This window comes from Erwinia sp. S38 (assembly GCF_016624545.1).
GTDB lineage: Bacteria > Pseudomonadota > Gammaproteobacteria > Enterobacterales > Enterobacteriaceae > Erwinia > Erwinia coffeiphila.
Genome location: NZ_JACVTS010000015.1, coordinates 65,027 through 81,487 on the forward strand (window position 1 = coordinate 65,027; position 16,461 = coordinate 81,487).

Sequence of the window (16,461 nt, forward strand, 5' to 3'; positions counted from 1 at the left end):
TTGAAATGGTGAATGAAAATTGTTCTCCCTGAGTTATAGCCTGTGCTATAACTCATAGCATCAGCTAATTGCCTTGCGTAACTTTCTTACAGGAGAACATTGATGCCTCGTCTGAACTGGTTTAAAGGATTGTGCTGCGTAGCCCTGCTGGCGGCGCTGCCGCTAACGCCCGCCGCTGCCGCAGAGAAATTCCGCGTGATCACCACCTTTACGGTGATTGCCGATATGGCGCAGAACGTGGCCGGAGACGCCGCCGAGGTGGCATCGATCACCAAGCCAGGCGCGGAGATCCATGAATATCAGCCGACGCCCGGCGACATCAAACGCGCGCAGGGTGCACAGCTGATCCTCGCCAACGGCCTGAACCTGGAGCGCTGGTTCAGCCGCTTCTATCGCCATCTGAAAGGCGTGCCGGAAGTCGTGGTCTCCGCCGGTGTGGAGCCGATGGGCATCAGCGAAGGCCCTTACAGCGGTAAACCAAACCCGCACGCGTGGATGTCGGCGAAAAACGCACTGATCTACGTCGATAATATTCGCGATGCGCTGGTGAAATACGATCCGGCCAATGCCGCCACCTATCAACGCAACGCCGAACGCTACAAACAGCAAATCATCGCTACCGTTGCGCCGGTTCAGCATGCGCTGGCACAGATCCCGGAAGATAAACGCTGGCTGGTGAGCAGCGAAGGCGCATTCTCCTATCTGACCCGCGACTACGGCCTGAAAGAGCTGTATCTGTGGCCGATCAACGCCGATCAGCAGGGTACGCCGCAGCAGGTTCGCCGGGTGATTGACCAGGTGAAACAGCATCAGATCCCGGCGGTATTTAGCGAAAGCACCATCTCCGACAAGGCCGCGCGCCAGGTTGCGCGTGAAACCGGCAGCCACTACGGCGGCGTGCTCTACGTGGATTCACTCAGCCAGCAGGACGGACCGGTGCCGACCTATCTGGATTTACTGCGGGTGACCAGCGAGACCATCGTGCGCGGTATCCAGCAGGGGTTAGCAAAATGACCGAACTCAGTGCCCTTCAGCAGCCCGGCGGCATCCACGTCAGCGATGTCACCGTGACCTATCGCAACGGCCACACCGCGCTGCGTAACACCACGCTCGATATTCCCACCGCCAGCATCGCCGCGCTGGTGGGGATTAACGGCTCCGGCAAGTCGACGCTGTTTAAGGCAATTATGGGGTTTGTGCCGCTCTCTTCCGGCAGCATCACCCTGCTTGGCCGCCCCGGCAGCCAGGCGCTGAAGCAGAACCTGGTGTCCTACGTGCCGCAGGCCGAGGACGTGGACTGGTCGTTTCCGGTGCTGGTAGAAGATGTGGTGATGATGGGGCGCTACGGCCATATGGGCATGCTGCGCATCGCCCGCCAGCAGGACCGCGATATCGTCGCCGACGCGCTGGCGCGGGTGGGGATGTCCGACTATCGCCACCGGCAGATTGGTGAGCTTTCCGGCGGCCAGAAGAAGCGGGTCTTTCTGGCCCGCGCCATCGCCCAGCGTGGCCGGGTGATCCTGCTGGATGAGCCGTTTACCGGGGTGGACGTGAATACCGAAAGGCAGATTATCAGCCTGCTGCACGAGCTGCGCGATGAGGGGCGCACGCTGCTGGTTTCGACGCATAATCTGGCGTCGGTCAGCGAATACTGCGACCACACGGTGATCATTAAAGGCACGGTGCTGGCCTGCGGCACCACCGCCACCACCTTCACCCGCGAGAATCTGGAGAATGCCTTTAGTGGCGCGCTGCGCGATATCGTCTGGGAGAATCCGTAATGGGCTGGCTGGCGGAACCGTTCCACTATGAGTATATGCTCAACGCGATGTGGGTCTCCGCGCTGGTCGGCGGCGTGTGCGCGTTTCTCTCCTGCTATTTAATGCTGAAAGGCTGGTCGCTGATTGGCGATGCGCTGTCCCACTCCATCGTTCCCGGCGTGGCGGGTGCCTATATGCTCGGCCTGCCGTTTGCCCTTGGCGCGTTCTTTTCCGGCGGGCTGGCGGCAGCCGGAATGCTGTTTCTTAACCAGCGCACCCGGCTGAAAGAGGACGCGATTATCGGCCTGATCTTCTCCTCATTCTTCGGCCTGGGGCTGTTTATGGTGTCGCTGAACCCCACCTCGGTGAATATTCAAACCATCGTGATGGGCAATATTCTGGCGATTGCGCCGGGCGATATCCTGCAGCTGGCGATTATCGGCCTCACCTCGCTGGCGATCCTGCTGATTAAGTGGAAAGACCTGATGGTGACCTTTTTCGACGAGAACCACGCCCGCTCGATCGGCCTGAATCCTGCCCGGCTGAAGCTGCTGTTCTTCACCCTGCTTTCCGCCTCGACCGTGGCCGCCCTGCAAACCGTCGGCGCGTTTCTGGTGATCTGTCTGGTGGTGACGCCGGGTGCGACCGCCTATCTGCTGACCGACCGCTTCCCGCGGCTGCTGATGATTGCGGTGGCTATCGGCAGCATCACCAGCTTTTTCGGTGCCTGGCTCAGCTACTATCTGGACGGTGCGACCGGCGGCATTATCGTGGTGGCACAGACGGTTATCTTCCTGCTGGCGTTTATCTGGGCCCCTAAACACGGGATGCTGGCGCGCCGTCGCCTGGCCCGACAAACGCAGGAGGCACAGCCATGAACCTGACCGAACTGCTGCTCAGCCCGTTTGAGTTTGATTTTATGCAGAACGCGCTGGCGATTTCGCTGCTGGTGGCGATCCCCTGCGCCCTGCTCTCCTGCTTTATGGTGTTAAAAGGCTGGTCGCTGATGGGCGATGCGATGAGCCACGCGGTGTTTCCCGGCGTGGTGCTGGCCTACATCATCGGTATTCCTGTTGCGATTGGCGCGTTCGTCGCCGGGCTGTTCTGCGCGCTGGCCACCGGCTTTGTGGCGGAGAACAGCCGCATCAAGCGCGATACGGTGATGGGGATTATTTTCTCGGGGATGTTTGCTCTCGGGCTGATCCTTTATCTGTCCATCGAATCTGACGTACATCTCGACCATATTCTGTTCGGCGATATGCTGGGGATTGGGCTGTCGGATATGCTGCAAACCGGCGGCATTGCCGCGCTGATTGCGCTGATTGTACTGGTGAAGTGGAAGGATTTACTGCTGCACGCTTTCGATCCGCATCAGGCGAAAGCCTGCGGGATTAACACCTCGCTGCTGCACTACGGCCTGCTGTGCATGATCGCCATGACCATTGTGGCCACGCTGTCGGCGGTGGGGATTATTCTGTCGATTGCGCTGCTCATTGCGCCGGGGGCGATTGCTCTGCTGCTGATGCGCCGCTTCTCGTCGGTGCTGATTTTCGCCGTGCTGCTGTCGATGGCGGTCTGCTTCCTCGGCACCTGGCTGTCGTTTTTCCTCGACAGCGCGCCCGCGCCGACGATCGTGGTGCTGTTCAGCCTGATCTTTATTGTGGCGTTTATCTGGTCCAGCCTGCGTGCCCGCGCGGTGATGACCTAGAGGAGCCGGTCACTGCCTGCTCGGGCAAGCGTGCCCGTGCGGCGGCCTCAGGCACAGACGTTGCGCTTCTTTCGGAATCAGCCCGCGCCGGGTGGCAACACCCGGCGTTGAACGTTCAGACAGGCTGCCCCCTGCGGGGCAGCCGTAGTCTTTATCCGAGATCCTGACCGTTGGTGGCGATAACCTGCTTATACCAATGGAAGGATTTTTTACGGTAGCGATCGCCGGTGCCGTTGATGTTGTCATCCAGATCGACGTAGATCATGCCGTAGCGTTTGCTCATCTCCCCTGTCGACATACTTACCAGATCGATACAGCCCCACGGCGTGTAGCCCATCAGATCCACCCCGTCCTTAACCGCTTCCGCCATGGCGCTGATGTGCTGGCGCAGATAGTTAATGCGGTACTCATCGGCGACGTAGTGATTTTCATCCGGCTTATCTATCGCGCCCAGGCCGTTTTCAACGATAAACAGCGGCTTCTCGTAGCGGTCATACAGCTCGTTCAGCGCGATGCGCAGGCCGGTTGGGTCGATCTCCCAGCCCCAGTCGCTGGCTTCCAGGAACGGGTTACGCGCCCCGCCGAGCAGGTTGCCGTGCGCCGCTGCGGCTTCCGGGTGGGTGGCGTAGATAGTGCGCGACATGTAGTAGCTGAAGCCGATGTAGTCGACGGTGTGCGCTTTCAGCAGCTCCAGATCGCCCGGCTGGATATCCAGCTTGACGCCCAGCGACTGCCACAGGCTTTTCGCGTAGTACGGATATTTGCCACCCACCTGCACATCGGCACAGTAGAAGTCGGAAGACTGACGCTCTTTCAGCGCCGCCAGCTGGTTCACCGGGTTGCAGTCGAAGCCGTAGCTGGTGGCATAGAGGATCATGCAGCCAATTTTGATTTCCGGGTTAGTTTCATGGGCGATTTTCACCGCCAGGCTGCTGGCAACGAACTGATTATGCAGTGCCTGGAATTTGGCCTGCGGCTCCAGCGCGCCGGTTTTCACCGTCAGACCCTGGCTCATGATTGGGAAGTGGAAGGCGCTGTTGATCTCGTTAAAGGTCATCCAGTACTTCACCTGCTGACCAAAGCGTTCCAGCACCGTGCGGGCAAAGCGCTCGAAGTGGCCGATCACCTCGCGCCCCTGCCAGCCGCCGAACGCGTTGGCCAGGTGCAGCGGCATCTCATAGTGGGAAATGGTGATCACCGGCTCGATGCCGTGGGCGATGCAGGTGTCGATGACCTGCTGATAGTGGTTGAGGCCCGCCTCGTTCGGCTGCTGCTCTACACCGTTCGGGTAGATGCGCGTCCAGGCAATCGAGAAGCGATAGCATTTAAAGCCCATCTCCGCGAACAGCGCGATATCTTCACGGAAACGATGATAGTGATCGATGCCTTTATGGTTCGGGTAGGTATAGCGCTCGGTGTCCAGCGAGAAATCAAACTCCGGCGAGGAGACGATGCTCAGACGCGCCTTGCCGCCGGGAATGGCATCGACAATCGACAGACCTTTGCCGTCCTTATCGTATGCGCCTTCCACCTGATTGGCAGCGGTTGCGCCACCCCACATAAAGCCCTGCGGAAATCTTTCTTTCATTGCCGTAATCCTTTAAACATTCGCAAATTTTGCGGCCCCGCTTCAGGATGGATCGATTCAGCGCAGCCCGAACGACGATAATACAAGAGCAGTGAGCAAAGCGTAAGCCGCCGCCCGCCGGGATGGCGCAAATGTCGTAAAAATGAGGATATCGCTGAAGGGAATGCCGATGAAATCATCATTTTGCTGCAAACATCAGCAGTTGGCTGATTTTATTGATTTTCCACGTTGACACACCCGGTCGCGATGATTAATATGCGCCTCGTTCACACGATTCCTCTGTAGTTCAGTCGGTAGAACGGCGGACTGTTAATCCGTATGTCACTGGTTCGAGTCCAGTCAGAGGAGCCAAATTTAGAGAAGCCCGCTTAAGGAAACTTAAGCGGGCTTTTTGTTTGTTATCCTGCCCCGCACCGGCGGAATTTGGTAGTCAGATGTGTAACAAGTTGGTTCGATAACGGATTGACGGCCAGATGTTGTTTAACACCTTCGAGCGTTGATTTTAAATCACCCGCAACCTTTTCAAGGTTTTTGATTCTCACGGCCTGTACCTGTTGATTCAACTGGGGTCGCATCTTTGCTTTCTCAAATGTCGTACAATAAAAAATATCCTGGCTTACGCCTGGGGCCAATCCAGACGAATATGAAGCTGACTCTCGTCAACAGGTTGACGCTAACAATAAGTTGCCTAAACGCCTCTATTTACGCGGAACAAGCCGGACCAAGTTTATTTCGTTACGACTACCACTGCGCATTGGCGTCAGATAAGTACCGGCTCCTTGCGATACAAATACCTGTGTACTTTCAAAGTATTTCAGGCCGCTGTTAAAGTTAAAGAAAAAGGGTGACAACAGCGTCCCTGGAAACACCTGCCCAGCGTGAGTGTGGCCAGACAGTACAAGATCGGCTCCTTTTTCAGCCATGTATTCAATACCCATGGGACTATGATGAATAAATATAGAAGCCTTAAAGTGATCAACATCCAATCCGCCTAGTGTAGATTTGATGGTTTCTTTTTCATCTGAGGGGTGAAGGTCCAGGGTATTTTCATCAGCTTTCATGTAACGAAGACCAACCAGTTGGACCCCACGGATATTCACAATCTCATTCCTGAGAATATGCACGCCCATTGACGCTATAAGTTCCTCTGAACGCGCCTGATCAACATACTTCTCATGATTTCCTCCTGTAAAATAAACAGGTGCTGTGAAGTTTTTTAGCGGTTCAAGAACGCTCTTGCCCAGTGCGACTTTAGAATCAAGTAGATCACCATTGATGATAACCAGATCAGGACTATTGCGATTCGTCTCATCAACTATCTTCTGGAGATAATCACGCCCACGGTGATAGCCGATATGAACATCGGAGATATGCATGATGGTAAGAGAATTGCTAATCTTGGGCACTGATAACTGCGTTGTGGTCACAACGAAGTCTCGTGCCGAATACACTCCCCAACAGGTCAGAATTATCACTGAGAAAAGGGCTGTTCCATTAGCCCATGACGCTGATATAAAAGAGACTGATGCGATAAGACCGGAGATGACAAACGCAATTGCCAGATACACCAGGGCAATCCAGCTTACTCCGCCCAACCAATAGAGCGAACCGACAAATGGGCTGGTCGACTTATCAGCTAATATCAACCCAGCCAGACCAGCAATATAAATTCCTGCGAAGAGACATCGGAACAGAATCGTTCTGCGAATTCCAAACAATGCAATTAAACGTGTCTCAACAAACCAAATTGCAATTATGGATAAGATGAGAAGCACAGCCGGTATACCTAAACCTATTAATGTTTTCACACTATCTCCGGATAGATGCACTGCCTTTCAAAGAAAGCATATCTATAAGTGACAAATTTTCAGCAAAGGGTTTAGCAATAACCTAATCCCGAAAATAAACGACTAACTACCCTTTTCATTCCGTGATGGTAAAGGTGTTTTCCCGTGCCCCCCTACCGAGCCTCCTTAGAGGGAATGTTACGTCACTTAAAACCAGGGTTTTTGCCGGATCAGTCGCCACTTCTGGCCGCTGCTATTCGTAAAGTGAGAAAGAATAATGGGTGAATTAGTCTTATCTGACGACGCGGTGATGTAGATTTGTGTACCCACCAGACCAATTGTGTAGATGCCCCTTGTCACTTCCGTGAATTCCCAAATCACAGTATTATGGACAGCGCTATTCTGAACGAGTGGCACGTCTTCGTAGGGTAGAGATTTGGTATCTAACATTTTACCGGTGTAGTAATTAATTAAACGAAAGTTACCGTCCTCTGCCTGAGAAAAACGCCAGGTCATACACTTCCACGCGTGATGTACGTAAAGAATAACGGGATTACCGTCATGCTTTCTGGCTTTATAGGGGCGAAGGTTTTTTTTAAATGAAATATTCTGAATCGCAAATGTATGGCCATTTAGTTCGTCCAGACTAACATCTGCCGTCCTGTCTGATGCACGCAGTAAGCGAGGTGAAAACTGATGACAAATTTTTTTAATCATCGAAGATGACCCATTAAAGATATTTGGAAATAATGTTTTTTGAATAACTCCAGACAATGATCTCGTTTTCTGAAGAATAATTTTTCTTGCTGGGCTGCTCCTCACCTTTTGGACCAAAATACTTTCCACTAATTCCTTCTAGTTCTGGTGCGCTGGCAGCGTATATACTGCTACTTGCGGCTTTATCAACAGGGATCATCATTATTTGCCAGACGAAATAAATAAGTTTCCACTTCAGAGATTTTGCGGATTCTCTACCAAGGCTAGATTGCGTTGAGCCAGGATGTACACAGTTAAAAGTGACGTTATTAATTCCAGCATTGCGTGTTTCGGTGATGAAATGGTTCATTATCCAAAGAACATATAGTTTAGAGACGGCATAGGCTTTAGCCATGCTATAGTTTTTCTCAAGTTCAATATCATTCAGATCGAGTTTCCCGGTCATACGATGGCTGTCAGAAGATACAGTCACTACGCGGGCTGATTTACTCTGTTTAAGTAAATCCATCAGAAGTGACGTAAGTAGCATAGGAGCAAACACATTAATGGCCATATGTTTTTCGAGACCTTCGCTGGTAGTTTCTCTGGTATCTGTAAACTGGGCTCCGGCATTATTTATAAGAACATCAATGCAGTTATAGTGCTTTTTAATATCATCGGCAAACTGCTTTACACCTGACAGTAATAAGAAATCACCCAGAAACATAACCACATCTGAATTACCAGAGATACGCTTTATCTCATCGAGTACAGCTTCAGTTTTTTGCTTGTTACGGCCGTGGATAATAATTTTATGGCCTTGCTTAGCCAGAGCCGTTGCGGTTTCTTTACCGATGCCATCGGAAGCACCCGTAATGAGAATGACCTTCTTTTCTGCAGCGTTCATATCAATTACACCCCGTGTTTTTTACATTCAGATGTTGGGTAAAGCGCCTTGAAAGCAAATGTACTCGTTGAATCAGCAACTCGGGTGTCGGGTTGTCAGCCAGCAACCCATCAAGCGCCAGAATGAAAACATCTGCTGCTGCCGGGTCATTGAGAATGGTGGTTACACACTGAATAGCTGTGCGACGATGCAATGCTGTTATCTCAGGATCGATGCGGCCGCAGGCCTCAAAAAATTCACCTGACATTGGGGCACCATACATCTCACTCCACGGGTCAATAGCGACAATGCGACAGACGTCGTAAAGCCTTTCATAAGTCTCCCCTGCACGGGAAGCCGCAGCCTCAGCCTCCGGTAAATGCGCCATCAGCCAGTGCCGGAAAACAGCCTTGAATATTTCTTCCTTATTTTTAAATGTCTTATAAACCAGAGTTCGCGAAATACTCGCGCGCTTTGCTATGTCATCCAGAGATGTTTTGGCAAAACCAAAATTGAGAAAACACCATCTCGCCGCAAGTATTATCCCGATTTGACGCGCTTCAACGTCCTCTGGTGTCAGTTTCAGAGACATATCTTTTCCAGTTGTTTTGAAAATGTCTAAACAGGCCTTTCAGGGCACCATTGCACTCTATTTTTGTGCATCATTAGCATAGTGCGATAAAAATTTTCCGAGACCGTTTAGGTTGCTTTACGGAAAACCATCAGGTGAGTAACTACGTCACAAGAACAAAGTGACATTTTTAACTAAAAGTGTCAAAGTGTTTTTTGATGGTTTCAAATTATTCATAGTGGAATATCGATAGAAATCCCAGAAGAGTTGCCATGTAGGCTTACTGTCTCGTCAGATGGCGGGTTTTATCAGATTCTTAAAAAATTATTAAAGTTTTTTCTTCATGATTGATCATAAATCGATACGTGGATGTGGACTGACATGATATGAACATTCTTCTCGTTGAAGATGACCAGATGCTGGGTGAGTCTATTTGTGATGGCGCACGTTTGAGCGGATGGCATATTGACCATGTTTTTGATGCTAAAGCTGCACGTGGCGCACTCGTGGATCATGCCTACGCAGCGGTGCTACTCGACATAGGTCTTCCTGGAGATTCAGGACTATCTGTGTTGCGCACAATGCGTGGGCGCTACGATCCGACCCCCGTTTTAATACTCACTGCGCGCGGTAAGCTAAGCGATCGTATTGCAGGTCTGGACGCTGGTGCAGACGACTACCTCGTTAAACCTTTCCAATTCGATGAACTCTGGGCTCGTGTACGTTCAGTCATTCGTCGCAGCCAGGGCCGTGTTGTGCCCATTTTTACCTGCGGTGACGTATGCATCGACCGCAGTCGCCGAGTCGTTACAAAAGCGGGAAGTGAAATTGTCCTCAGTGCAAACGAATACCGCACTTTACTTGGACTGATCGAACGTCCTGGTCATGTAATCACACGCGACCATTTGCACAATATCGTCTACGGAACTACCAGCAACATAGAGAGCAATACCATAGCCGTATTCATCCACCAACTACGCCGCAAGTTAGGTGACGACCTGATTCGGACCGTCCACGGGCTTGGCTACGTGGTCGGACAGCCCACAGTATGAAATCGCGATCCTACAATGCTCAGTTGCTCTTAGTTATCATTTCGGTCACCGCCGCGTGCTGGGCAATCGTCGTCATCGTGGTACTCACGCAGCTTTCATTCAACCGGGCCAGCACATGGGATGAGAAACTCGCGGCCATAACTACCCAATTGCTGGTGACGATCCCGGCTGATAGTGATTACGACGGTACTGGAAGGCCTGGACTTAAACTACAAGACGGACAAGGCATTGAGAGGGCACCGCTTGTTTTCCAGATATGGGTAGACCGCAGTCGGATAATTGCGAGTACGCCAGGAGCCCCCAGGTCTGTGCTCCAACCCAACTTTATCGATGGTGCTACCTCAACCCTCGTGGAGGGCGAGGTGTGGAGAGTGTACTCTGCCTCGGATAGCACAGGTCGTGTCACCGTACAAGTTGGTACCCTGCAAAGCGTGGTGGATTCGGACATGCGTGAAGAAGTGATCCATGCGTTGATTCTCGCCACAGTGCTACTCGTTATAGCCGGACTCATTATGTGGGTTGTGACACTGATAGCGCTAAGGCCAGTACGCGCTCTTGGACAGGCCATGCGCCATCGCCGCGGCTTCGATCTCACGCCTTTACCCCTTGATCGCCTCCCACGAGAATTGCATCCCTTAGTCGACTCTTTCAACCATGTGCTCAAGCAACTTGACGAAGCTATTGAAGGAGAACGCCGCTTTATTGAAGATGCCGCTCACGAACTGCGCACCCCGCTGTCAGCCCTACAGACTCAAGCCGAAATTGCCATGCGTGCAACGGCTCCCAATGACAAAGACGTCGCCCTCAAGAAGTTGCTTATGGTTGCAGAACGTAGTACTCGATTATCCGAACAGATGCTCGATCTAGCACGTATTAATGCAACGGCAAAGTCCCCTAAACACGTACCGGCTGACCTGAGCCAACTCATTGAACATGTTGCACAAGAGTTTGAGGTCTACGCCCCCCAAAACAGGCGTTTTCTGTTCCTGGATGTGCCCAGCTGTACGATCCAGTGTGACATCGATGAGATTGGTATACTGCTGCGTAACCTCTTGCACAATTCCATGCGCTACACCACTGAAGGCGGAAACGTGCTGGTGCGCTGCGGTTATGAGACCTCTTCTTCATCCGGGCAACAACCCGTAGTGTTTCTGGAGGTGTCTGACGATGGTCCGGGTGTTCCGGATGATGAGCATAAAGCCATCTTCGAACGTTTCCACCGTGTTACGGAAACATCTGTGCGCGGCAGCGGCATCGGTCTTTCACTTGTCGCGCGTATTACCGAATCTCACCATGCTACGCTCCAGACAGGAACCGGCCTCGAAAATCGAGGTTTGAAGGTACGCATCGTGTTTCCGGGCACGACAGCTATAAGCTCTCTAAAGCAGGGTTGATGAGCTCATTAGAAGTAGTGAGCGAGGCCACAATAATATTTTTTCTCTGCACCCTATCTCATTAACGAATTCTTAAAAACTCTAAAAAACTGCTAAATACTCCTGCGTAGTATCCCGTCTCACAGGCGCATCATTTCGGCGCGCCATGAAACTGGAGATTCCGATGCGGCCTCAACCTCTCCCCAGATTCACAGCCTTTCTTCATTCGGGCACCACCCACATTACGCGAGCAATTGAGTATCAAATCCTGGCCGAATCGAAAGTGCCTGGAGATAAATTCATCGCGCTTCCACTAATCAACCTTAAAATGGGCCAACCTATGAACCATCAATACCTCCCTTTCCGCCGCCTGATGTGCTCTTCTCGTATCAGAATGATCGCTGCAATGGCGATTTCTATCACGGGGTCATCAACAGCTTTCGCACAAAGTAGTTATGCAGAGGAAACTGAGAGTAAATGGTTACTGGGAATCGGAGTAGCCGTTGTCGACAAACCCTACCGTAAGGCCGATCGCGAAGTTTATCCTTTACCGATCGTATCGTACGAAAACGAGTGGATAAGCGCATCCATTCCCACTTTCGACATCAAGCTATTCTCAACTGATTCACTTTCGTTCCGCCTGCGTGCACGCTGGACCGGCGAGGGTTACAAAGCAAAGGACTCCCCGTATCTAAACGGCATGGATGAACGTAAGGCCAGTATCTGGACTGGTGGCGCAGTAATGTGGGAAACAGAATTTGCTAACGTTACGGGAGAATTCCTCGCTGATGCGACGGGTAATAGCAAAGGAACTCGCGCCAGGGTACAAATTGACCGACGCTTCACCGCTGGCAAATTCGGCTTCACGCCACGTATTGCGGCAGAGTGGGTCGATGATAAATACGTAGGCTACTACTACGGTGTGAAGACGCCCGAAGTCCAGACCAATCGCATCTTCTACGAGGGAAAAGCGACGACAAATATGCTGATTGGGTTTCGCGTGGACTACATACCTGCCAGCCATCACACAGTGTTTTTGGATGTTGGTGCTACACGCTTCGGCAATGCCGTCAAAGATAGCCCACTGGTGGACAAGCCTAACCAGAGCACATTCGCTCTAGGTTATGTTTATCGTTTCTGACCAGCCGTTACATTCGCCATAAGGATGCAGCCTCCTTAGCATCAATCGGCAACTGAACAATATTAGATGTTGCACCAGATGGATACCGATACAAAAGATGGAAGCTGCGACCACAGAATCAGGCAATGGCTTGAGTGGCCTCATAATGCCCGGTCTGTGGTCACATGATGCAGTTGAAACTTAGAACCAGCCTAAACGTCTCGTTGATGCTCAGCTCCCACGATACGTAGAATAACCATACTGGCTCAGCAGCAGCGGAACGTGATAGGTGGTGGCCGTATTGCTGATGTGGAATTCCACCGGGATTTCCGGGAAGAAACTTTCCTGCTTGCGATCCGCGAAATATTTTCCGGTTTTAAAGATCACGCGATAGTCACCTGCCTCAAACGGTTTCTCCGGCCACAGCGCCGCCACGCGGCCATCTTCGTCGGTGCTGGCCGTGTTCAGCACGGTCCATTTCTCACCCTGTTTTTTCTCCAGCGTTACCGCTACATGCGGGGCGGGCATCCCCGTTTGCTGGTTCAGGATATGCACGCTGATCGGGTTTTTACCGGCGGCAAGTGCCATACCGGGCGCAGCCAGCAGCATAGAGAGGGACATCGCAACAACGGACTTTTTCATGTTTTATTCTCCTGTGTTAATGACCGTGCTGTTATACCTGCGCGCGGGTCGTGGTTACCTGTCACGAAGATGACCATATTGTCATCTGGCGCTGAAACGCTGTGGCTTCCCTGTCTTTCATGGCACACTGCGCCCATGAAACTGTTACTGATTGAAGATAACCAGAAGGCCAGCGCCTGGGTGCGCAAGGGACTTGAGGAAGCGGGCTACATTGTGGATCACGCGGTGGACGGGCGGGACGGTCTGCATCTGGCGCTGGCTCACCCTTACAGCCTGGTGATACTGGATATTATGCTGCCGGGCATGGATGGCTGGCAGGTTCTGAAAACCCTGCGCACCGCCAGCAGCACGCCGGTGATTTGCCTCACGGCCAGGGATTCGGTGGACGATCGCGTTAAAGGCCTGGAGCTGGGCGCGAACGATTATCTGGTCAAACCCTTCTCGTTTGCTGAACTGCTGGCGCGGGTAAGAAATCAGCTTCGCCAGCATCAGCCGCACAGCAGCACGCTGCGCGTGGCGGATCTGGTGATGGACTCGGCGCGCTTTCAGGTCACGCGTAATGGTGTTCCGCTGGCGCTGACCCGCAAAGAGTTTATGCTGCTGTGGCTGCTCGCCAGCCGTTACGGCGAAATCCTGCCTCGTACGCTGCTCGCCAGTGAAATCTGGGGCGTAAATTTCGACAGTGAAACCAACATCGTCGATGTCGCCATTCGCCGCCTGCGCCGTAAAGTTGACGACCCTTTTCCGCAAAAGCTGATTACTACGGTCAGGGGCATGGGATACTGCCTGTCGGAACAGGAGGCAGGCGGTGTATAGCCCTTCCCTCACCCTGCGGCTGACGGCGATCTTCACGCTGATTGTGGCGCTGGCCTGCGGCGGCATCAGCCTGATCCTGTATAGCGCGTTACGCAGCGAGCTGGTGTGGCGCGACGATCAAACGCTGATCAACCGCGCCGCGCAGCTACGGCAACTGCTGGAAGGCGGCGCACATCCCGACTCTCTGCCGCTCTATTTCAATCGTATGGTTGATACTCGCCAGGATATTCTCAGTATCGGCTCGCAGCATAAGCAAAACGTCAGCATTAACCATACCGGCGTGGCGCTGCCGGAAATATCCCCCATCCCGGTCAGCACCCCGCCCGGCGAGCAGCAGATCCACCGCTGGATCGGTGCGGATAATATTGAAGCCTCGGCGCTGAGCCTGCAGGCCCGTTCTGAGGAAGGACCGATAGTGATTACCCTTGCGCGGGTAGCGCGGGAGCGGGCGATAATGCTCGAGCGCTATCGCCAGCAAAGTATCCTGGTGTCGCTGGCGGCGATTTTGCTGTGCGCCGCGCTCAGCCCGCTGCTTATCCGGCGCGGGCTGCGGGCGATTGGCCGTTTAAGCCAGGCCATGGCGGAAACCGGCAGCGATCGGCTAACCCACACCGTGCCGCTGCAGGCGATGCCGAAAGAGCTGCTGCCGCTGGGTGAGGCGCTGAATACCATGCGCCAGCGCCTGTCGACGGACTTTATCCGGCTGACGCAGTTTGCCGACGATCTGGCCCATGAGATACGTACGCCGATCAACGTATTATTAGGCCAGAATCAGGTGGCGCTGGGCCACGCGCGTTCCACAGAAGAATATCAGGCGCTGCTGGAAGGGAATATTGAAGAGCTGGAAGCCCTGTCGCGGCTGACGGAAAATATTCTCTTCCTGGCCCGCGCCACGCACCACAATATCCGGCTCAATAAAGAAACCTTCTTACTGCATGACGCCCTGGAAACCCTTATCGATTTTCTGGAACCGGTAGCGGAAGAGCGGGAAATGGTCATTGAACTCCACGCCGACGGTTATCTCACCGCCGATAAAATGCTGTTCCAGCGGGCGATGACGAACCTGCTGGTCAACGCCATCCGCTATGCGCCAGGCCACGGCACGATAGCGGTCAGCACCGTTCATCGCGCCGATGTTACCGAAATAGAGGTGGCAAACACCGGTGATGCGCTGGCGGAACCGGAGAAAGTCTTCGAGCGTTTCTGGCGCGGCGACAACGTGCGCCACACCGCAGGCAGCGGCCTGGGGCTGTCGCTGGTCAGCGCCATCGCCGCATTACACGGCGGCAGCGCGTATTACCGTCACGAGGATGGGGGAAACATTTTTGGGGTGAGGCTGGGTAAATGAGGAAAAGTTATAAATAATCACGCCCCCATTACTTCCTTATTTCTCTTTGTATTTCATCCTCTATAATTAGGATTCTGGCAATAGTCATAAAGTAAATAATCAGTAATATAACAAAGATCAGTGATGATAAGGACGTAATCAAAATTTCAGAGGCATCGGCAGTACCAAACGTTTCATTTCTGAATGATATATAACTCACTAACATATTCCCCCCTAGAGTCAAAACAATAATATCTGGGAGAATTTCAATCAACCTTAATATTAGTGTCTTTTTTTCTATATCTTTTGTTTTTAGATTCAACAAATCAGAGGATGATTTCAGCAGATTATATGACCGATAAATCAATGGAATGATCACTGAGAAATACGAAGACAAAAGATACCCAACTTCCTTATATGAAATTTGAACCAAAAAAGAAAGAAGCAGAAAAACAAAAATAAACAAGGTGATTTTTAAAGTATGTATTGTTTTAAAGTTAAAACCAAAAAAATTCGGATAACTCTTTTTAAAATAACCCTTCATCCTTACAAAAGCCACAGCATTAATGATGATGAATATTATAGAAAAAATAAAACCCAGAAAAACAGAGATAAAGAAAAACATAAGTCTCCTTTTTAAGTGCATTGCAATAAAATGACGCCTTATAACTTATATACCTTAGCATTTAGAGCTAACCATGTCACTGATATGATTAATAATAATTAACACAACATGATGTTAGTGATGTTCCACCCAAGTGCAGAACTACTATGGCCGTTCTGTAAAAATAAGATCCCATTCTACTTCGAGTTCTCCAACGCATCATAGGCTTGATCCAATAATACCGAAATATATTTTCCCGATTCTTATTCCCCAGTATACATTGGTTCATGTAAAGATTATTAGTTTTGCATATCAGTTAAGTTATTTTTCATTATGGAAAATCTACTACACTGTCGAACTTCGCGATCAAACATTGCTTCAATCTAATATAAATACTTTAATATTACCAGGTTAATATATCTTCATAAGACCTGGTCCAAAACTGGAAGACGTTGTCTTTCCTGTGCTACTGGATACGAGTGTTCCGACCACGCACAGCAGGCTTACTATACCCCCGGCAGAAATCAGCCT

At 51.7% G+C, this 16,461-nt stretch carries 16 protein-coding genes and 1 tRNA gene; 10 read left to right on the forward strand and 7 right to left on the reverse strand.

Annotated features, from left to right (window positions below; translation table 11 throughout):
* The first annotated feature begins 102 nt into the window (after positions 1–102).
* From IBT46_RS16990 to IBT46_RS17005, 4 genes are read left to right on the forward strand one after another with little or no spacing between them, the layout of a single operon-like run.
* Positions 103–1,014: a metal ABC transporter substrate-binding protein gene (locus IBT46_RS16990; RefSeq protein ID WP_200546629.1), complete on the forward strand. Its 912-nt coding sequence runs from the start codon at positions 103–105 to the stop codon at positions 1,012–1,014.
* Positions 1,011–1,781 carry a manganese/iron ABC transporter ATP-binding protein gene (locus IBT46_RS16995; protein WP_200546630.1) on the forward strand — a complete coding sequence of 257 codons (771 nt, stop codon included), beginning with the start codon at positions 1,011–1,013 and terminating at the stop codon, positions 1,779–1,781. Before IBT46_RS16990 ends, IBT46_RS16995 begins: the two co-directional genes overlap by 4 nt.
* Positions 1,781–2,638, forward strand: a complete 858-nt coding sequence (gene sitC / locus IBT46_RS17000; protein WP_123333036.1) for an iron/manganese ABC transporter permease subunit SitC — start codon at positions 1,781–1,783, stop codon at positions 2,636–2,638. Before IBT46_RS16995 ends, sitC begins: the two co-directional genes overlap by 1 nt.
* Positions 2,635–3,468 (forward strand): metal ABC transporter permease, encoded by an 834-nt coding sequence (locus IBT46_RS17005; RefSeq protein WP_200546631.1) that lies wholly within the window; start codon positions 2,635–2,637, stop codon positions 3,466–3,468. Before sitC ends, IBT46_RS17005 begins: the two co-directional genes overlap by 4 nt.
* Before the next feature lie 151 nt (positions 3,469–3,619).
* On the opposite strand, the gene IBT46_RS17010 is transcribed toward IBT46_RS17005, so the two are convergent.
* The gene (locus IBT46_RS17010) at positions 3,620–5,056 is read right to left on the reverse strand and encodes a glycoside hydrolase family 1 protein (protein ID WP_200546632.1); all 1,437 of its coding nucleotides are present in this window, start codon (positions 5,054–5,056) and stop codon (positions 3,620–3,622) included.
* A gap of 275 nt (positions 5,057–5,331) precedes the next feature.
* Here IBT46_RS17010 and IBT46_RS17015 point away from each other — a divergent pair.
* A tRNA-Asn gene (locus IBT46_RS17015) sits at positions 5,332–5,407 on the forward strand.
* A 347-nt stretch (positions 5,408–5,754) separates the two neighbouring features.
* On the opposite strand, the gene IBT46_RS27730 is transcribed toward IBT46_RS17015, so the two are convergent.
* From IBT46_RS27730 to IBT46_RS17035, 4 genes are all read right to left on the reverse strand, one after another.
* Entirely contained in the window at positions 5,755–6,864 is a 1,110-nt protein-coding gene (locus tag IBT46_RS27730) for a metallophosphoesterase (protein ID WP_200546633.1), read from the reverse strand.
* A 186-nt stretch (positions 6,865–7,050) separates the two neighbouring features.
* Positions 7,051–7,560, reverse strand: coding sequence for an RICIN domain-containing protein (locus IBT46_RS17025; RefSeq protein WP_200546634.1), 510 nt, complete (start codon positions 7,558–7,560; stop codon positions 7,051–7,053).
* Between the two features lie 13 nt (positions 7,561–7,573).
* Positions 7,574–8,446, reverse strand: a complete 873-nt coding sequence (locus IBT46_RS17030) for an SDR family NAD(P)-dependent oxidoreductase (protein ID WP_200546635.1) — start codon at positions 8,444–8,446, stop codon at positions 7,574–7,576.
* Position 8,447: 1 nt separating this feature from the next.
* Positions 8,448–9,017: a TetR/AcrR family transcriptional regulator gene (locus tag IBT46_RS17035; protein ID WP_200546636.1), complete on the reverse strand. Its 570-nt coding sequence runs from the start codon at positions 9,015–9,017 to the stop codon at positions 8,448–8,450.
* A 365-nt stretch (positions 9,018–9,382) separates the two neighbouring features.
* Here IBT46_RS17035 and IBT46_RS17040 point away from each other — a divergent pair, with 365 nt between their 5' ends.
* The 3 genes from IBT46_RS17040 (at position 9,383) to IBT46_RS17050 (ending at position 12,562) form a co-directional block, all read left to right on the forward strand.
* On the forward strand, positions 9,383–10,048 hold the full coding sequence (locus IBT46_RS17040) for a response regulator transcription factor (RefSeq protein WP_200546637.1): 666 nt from the start codon (positions 9,383–9,385) through the stop codon (positions 10,046–10,048).
* A gap of 446 nt (positions 10,049–10,494) precedes the next feature.
* On the forward strand, positions 10,495–11,442 hold the full coding sequence (locus IBT46_RS17045) for a HAMP domain-containing sensor histidine kinase (RefSeq protein ID WP_200546638.1): 948 nt from the start codon (positions 10,495–10,497) through the stop codon (positions 11,440–11,442).
* Positions 11,443–11,587: 145 nt separating this feature from the next.
* Positions 11,588–12,562, forward strand: coding sequence for a MipA/OmpV family protein (locus tag IBT46_RS17050; protein ID WP_234480174.1), 975 nt, complete (start codon positions 11,588–11,590; stop codon positions 12,560–12,562).
* Between the two features lie 210 nt (positions 12,563–12,772).
* On the opposite strand, the gene uraH is transcribed toward IBT46_RS17050, so the two are convergent.
* Positions 12,773–13,183, reverse strand: a complete 411-nt coding sequence (gene uraH / locus IBT46_RS17055; RefSeq protein WP_200546639.1) for a hydroxyisourate hydrolase — start codon at positions 13,181–13,183, stop codon at positions 12,773–12,775.
* A 135-nt stretch (positions 13,184–13,318) separates the two neighbouring features.
* Between uraH and hprR the strand changes: the two genes are divergently transcribed.
* Together hprR and IBT46_RS17065 are read left to right on the forward strand one after the other, a co-directional pair.
* Positions 13,319–13,999 (forward strand): response regulator transcription factor HprR, encoded by a 681-nt coding sequence (hprR, locus tag IBT46_RS17060; RefSeq protein ID WP_200546640.1) that lies wholly within the window; start codon positions 13,319–13,321, stop codon positions 13,997–13,999.
* The gene (locus IBT46_RS17065) at positions 13,992–15,347 is read left to right on the forward strand and encodes a heavy metal sensor histidine kinase (protein WP_200546641.1); all 1,356 of its coding nucleotides are present in this window, start codon (positions 13,992–13,994) and stop codon (positions 15,345–15,347) included. Before hprR ends, IBT46_RS17065 begins: the two co-directional genes overlap by 8 nt.
* 28 nt (positions 15,348–15,375) lie before the next feature.
* On the opposite strand, the gene IBT46_RS17070 is transcribed toward IBT46_RS17065, so the two are convergent.
* Positions 15,376–15,951 (reverse strand): hypothetical protein, encoded by a 576-nt coding sequence (locus tag IBT46_RS17070; RefSeq protein ID WP_200546642.1) that lies wholly within the window; start codon positions 15,949–15,951, stop codon positions 15,376–15,378.
* Between the last annotated feature and the right edge of the window lie 510 nt (positions 15,952–16,461).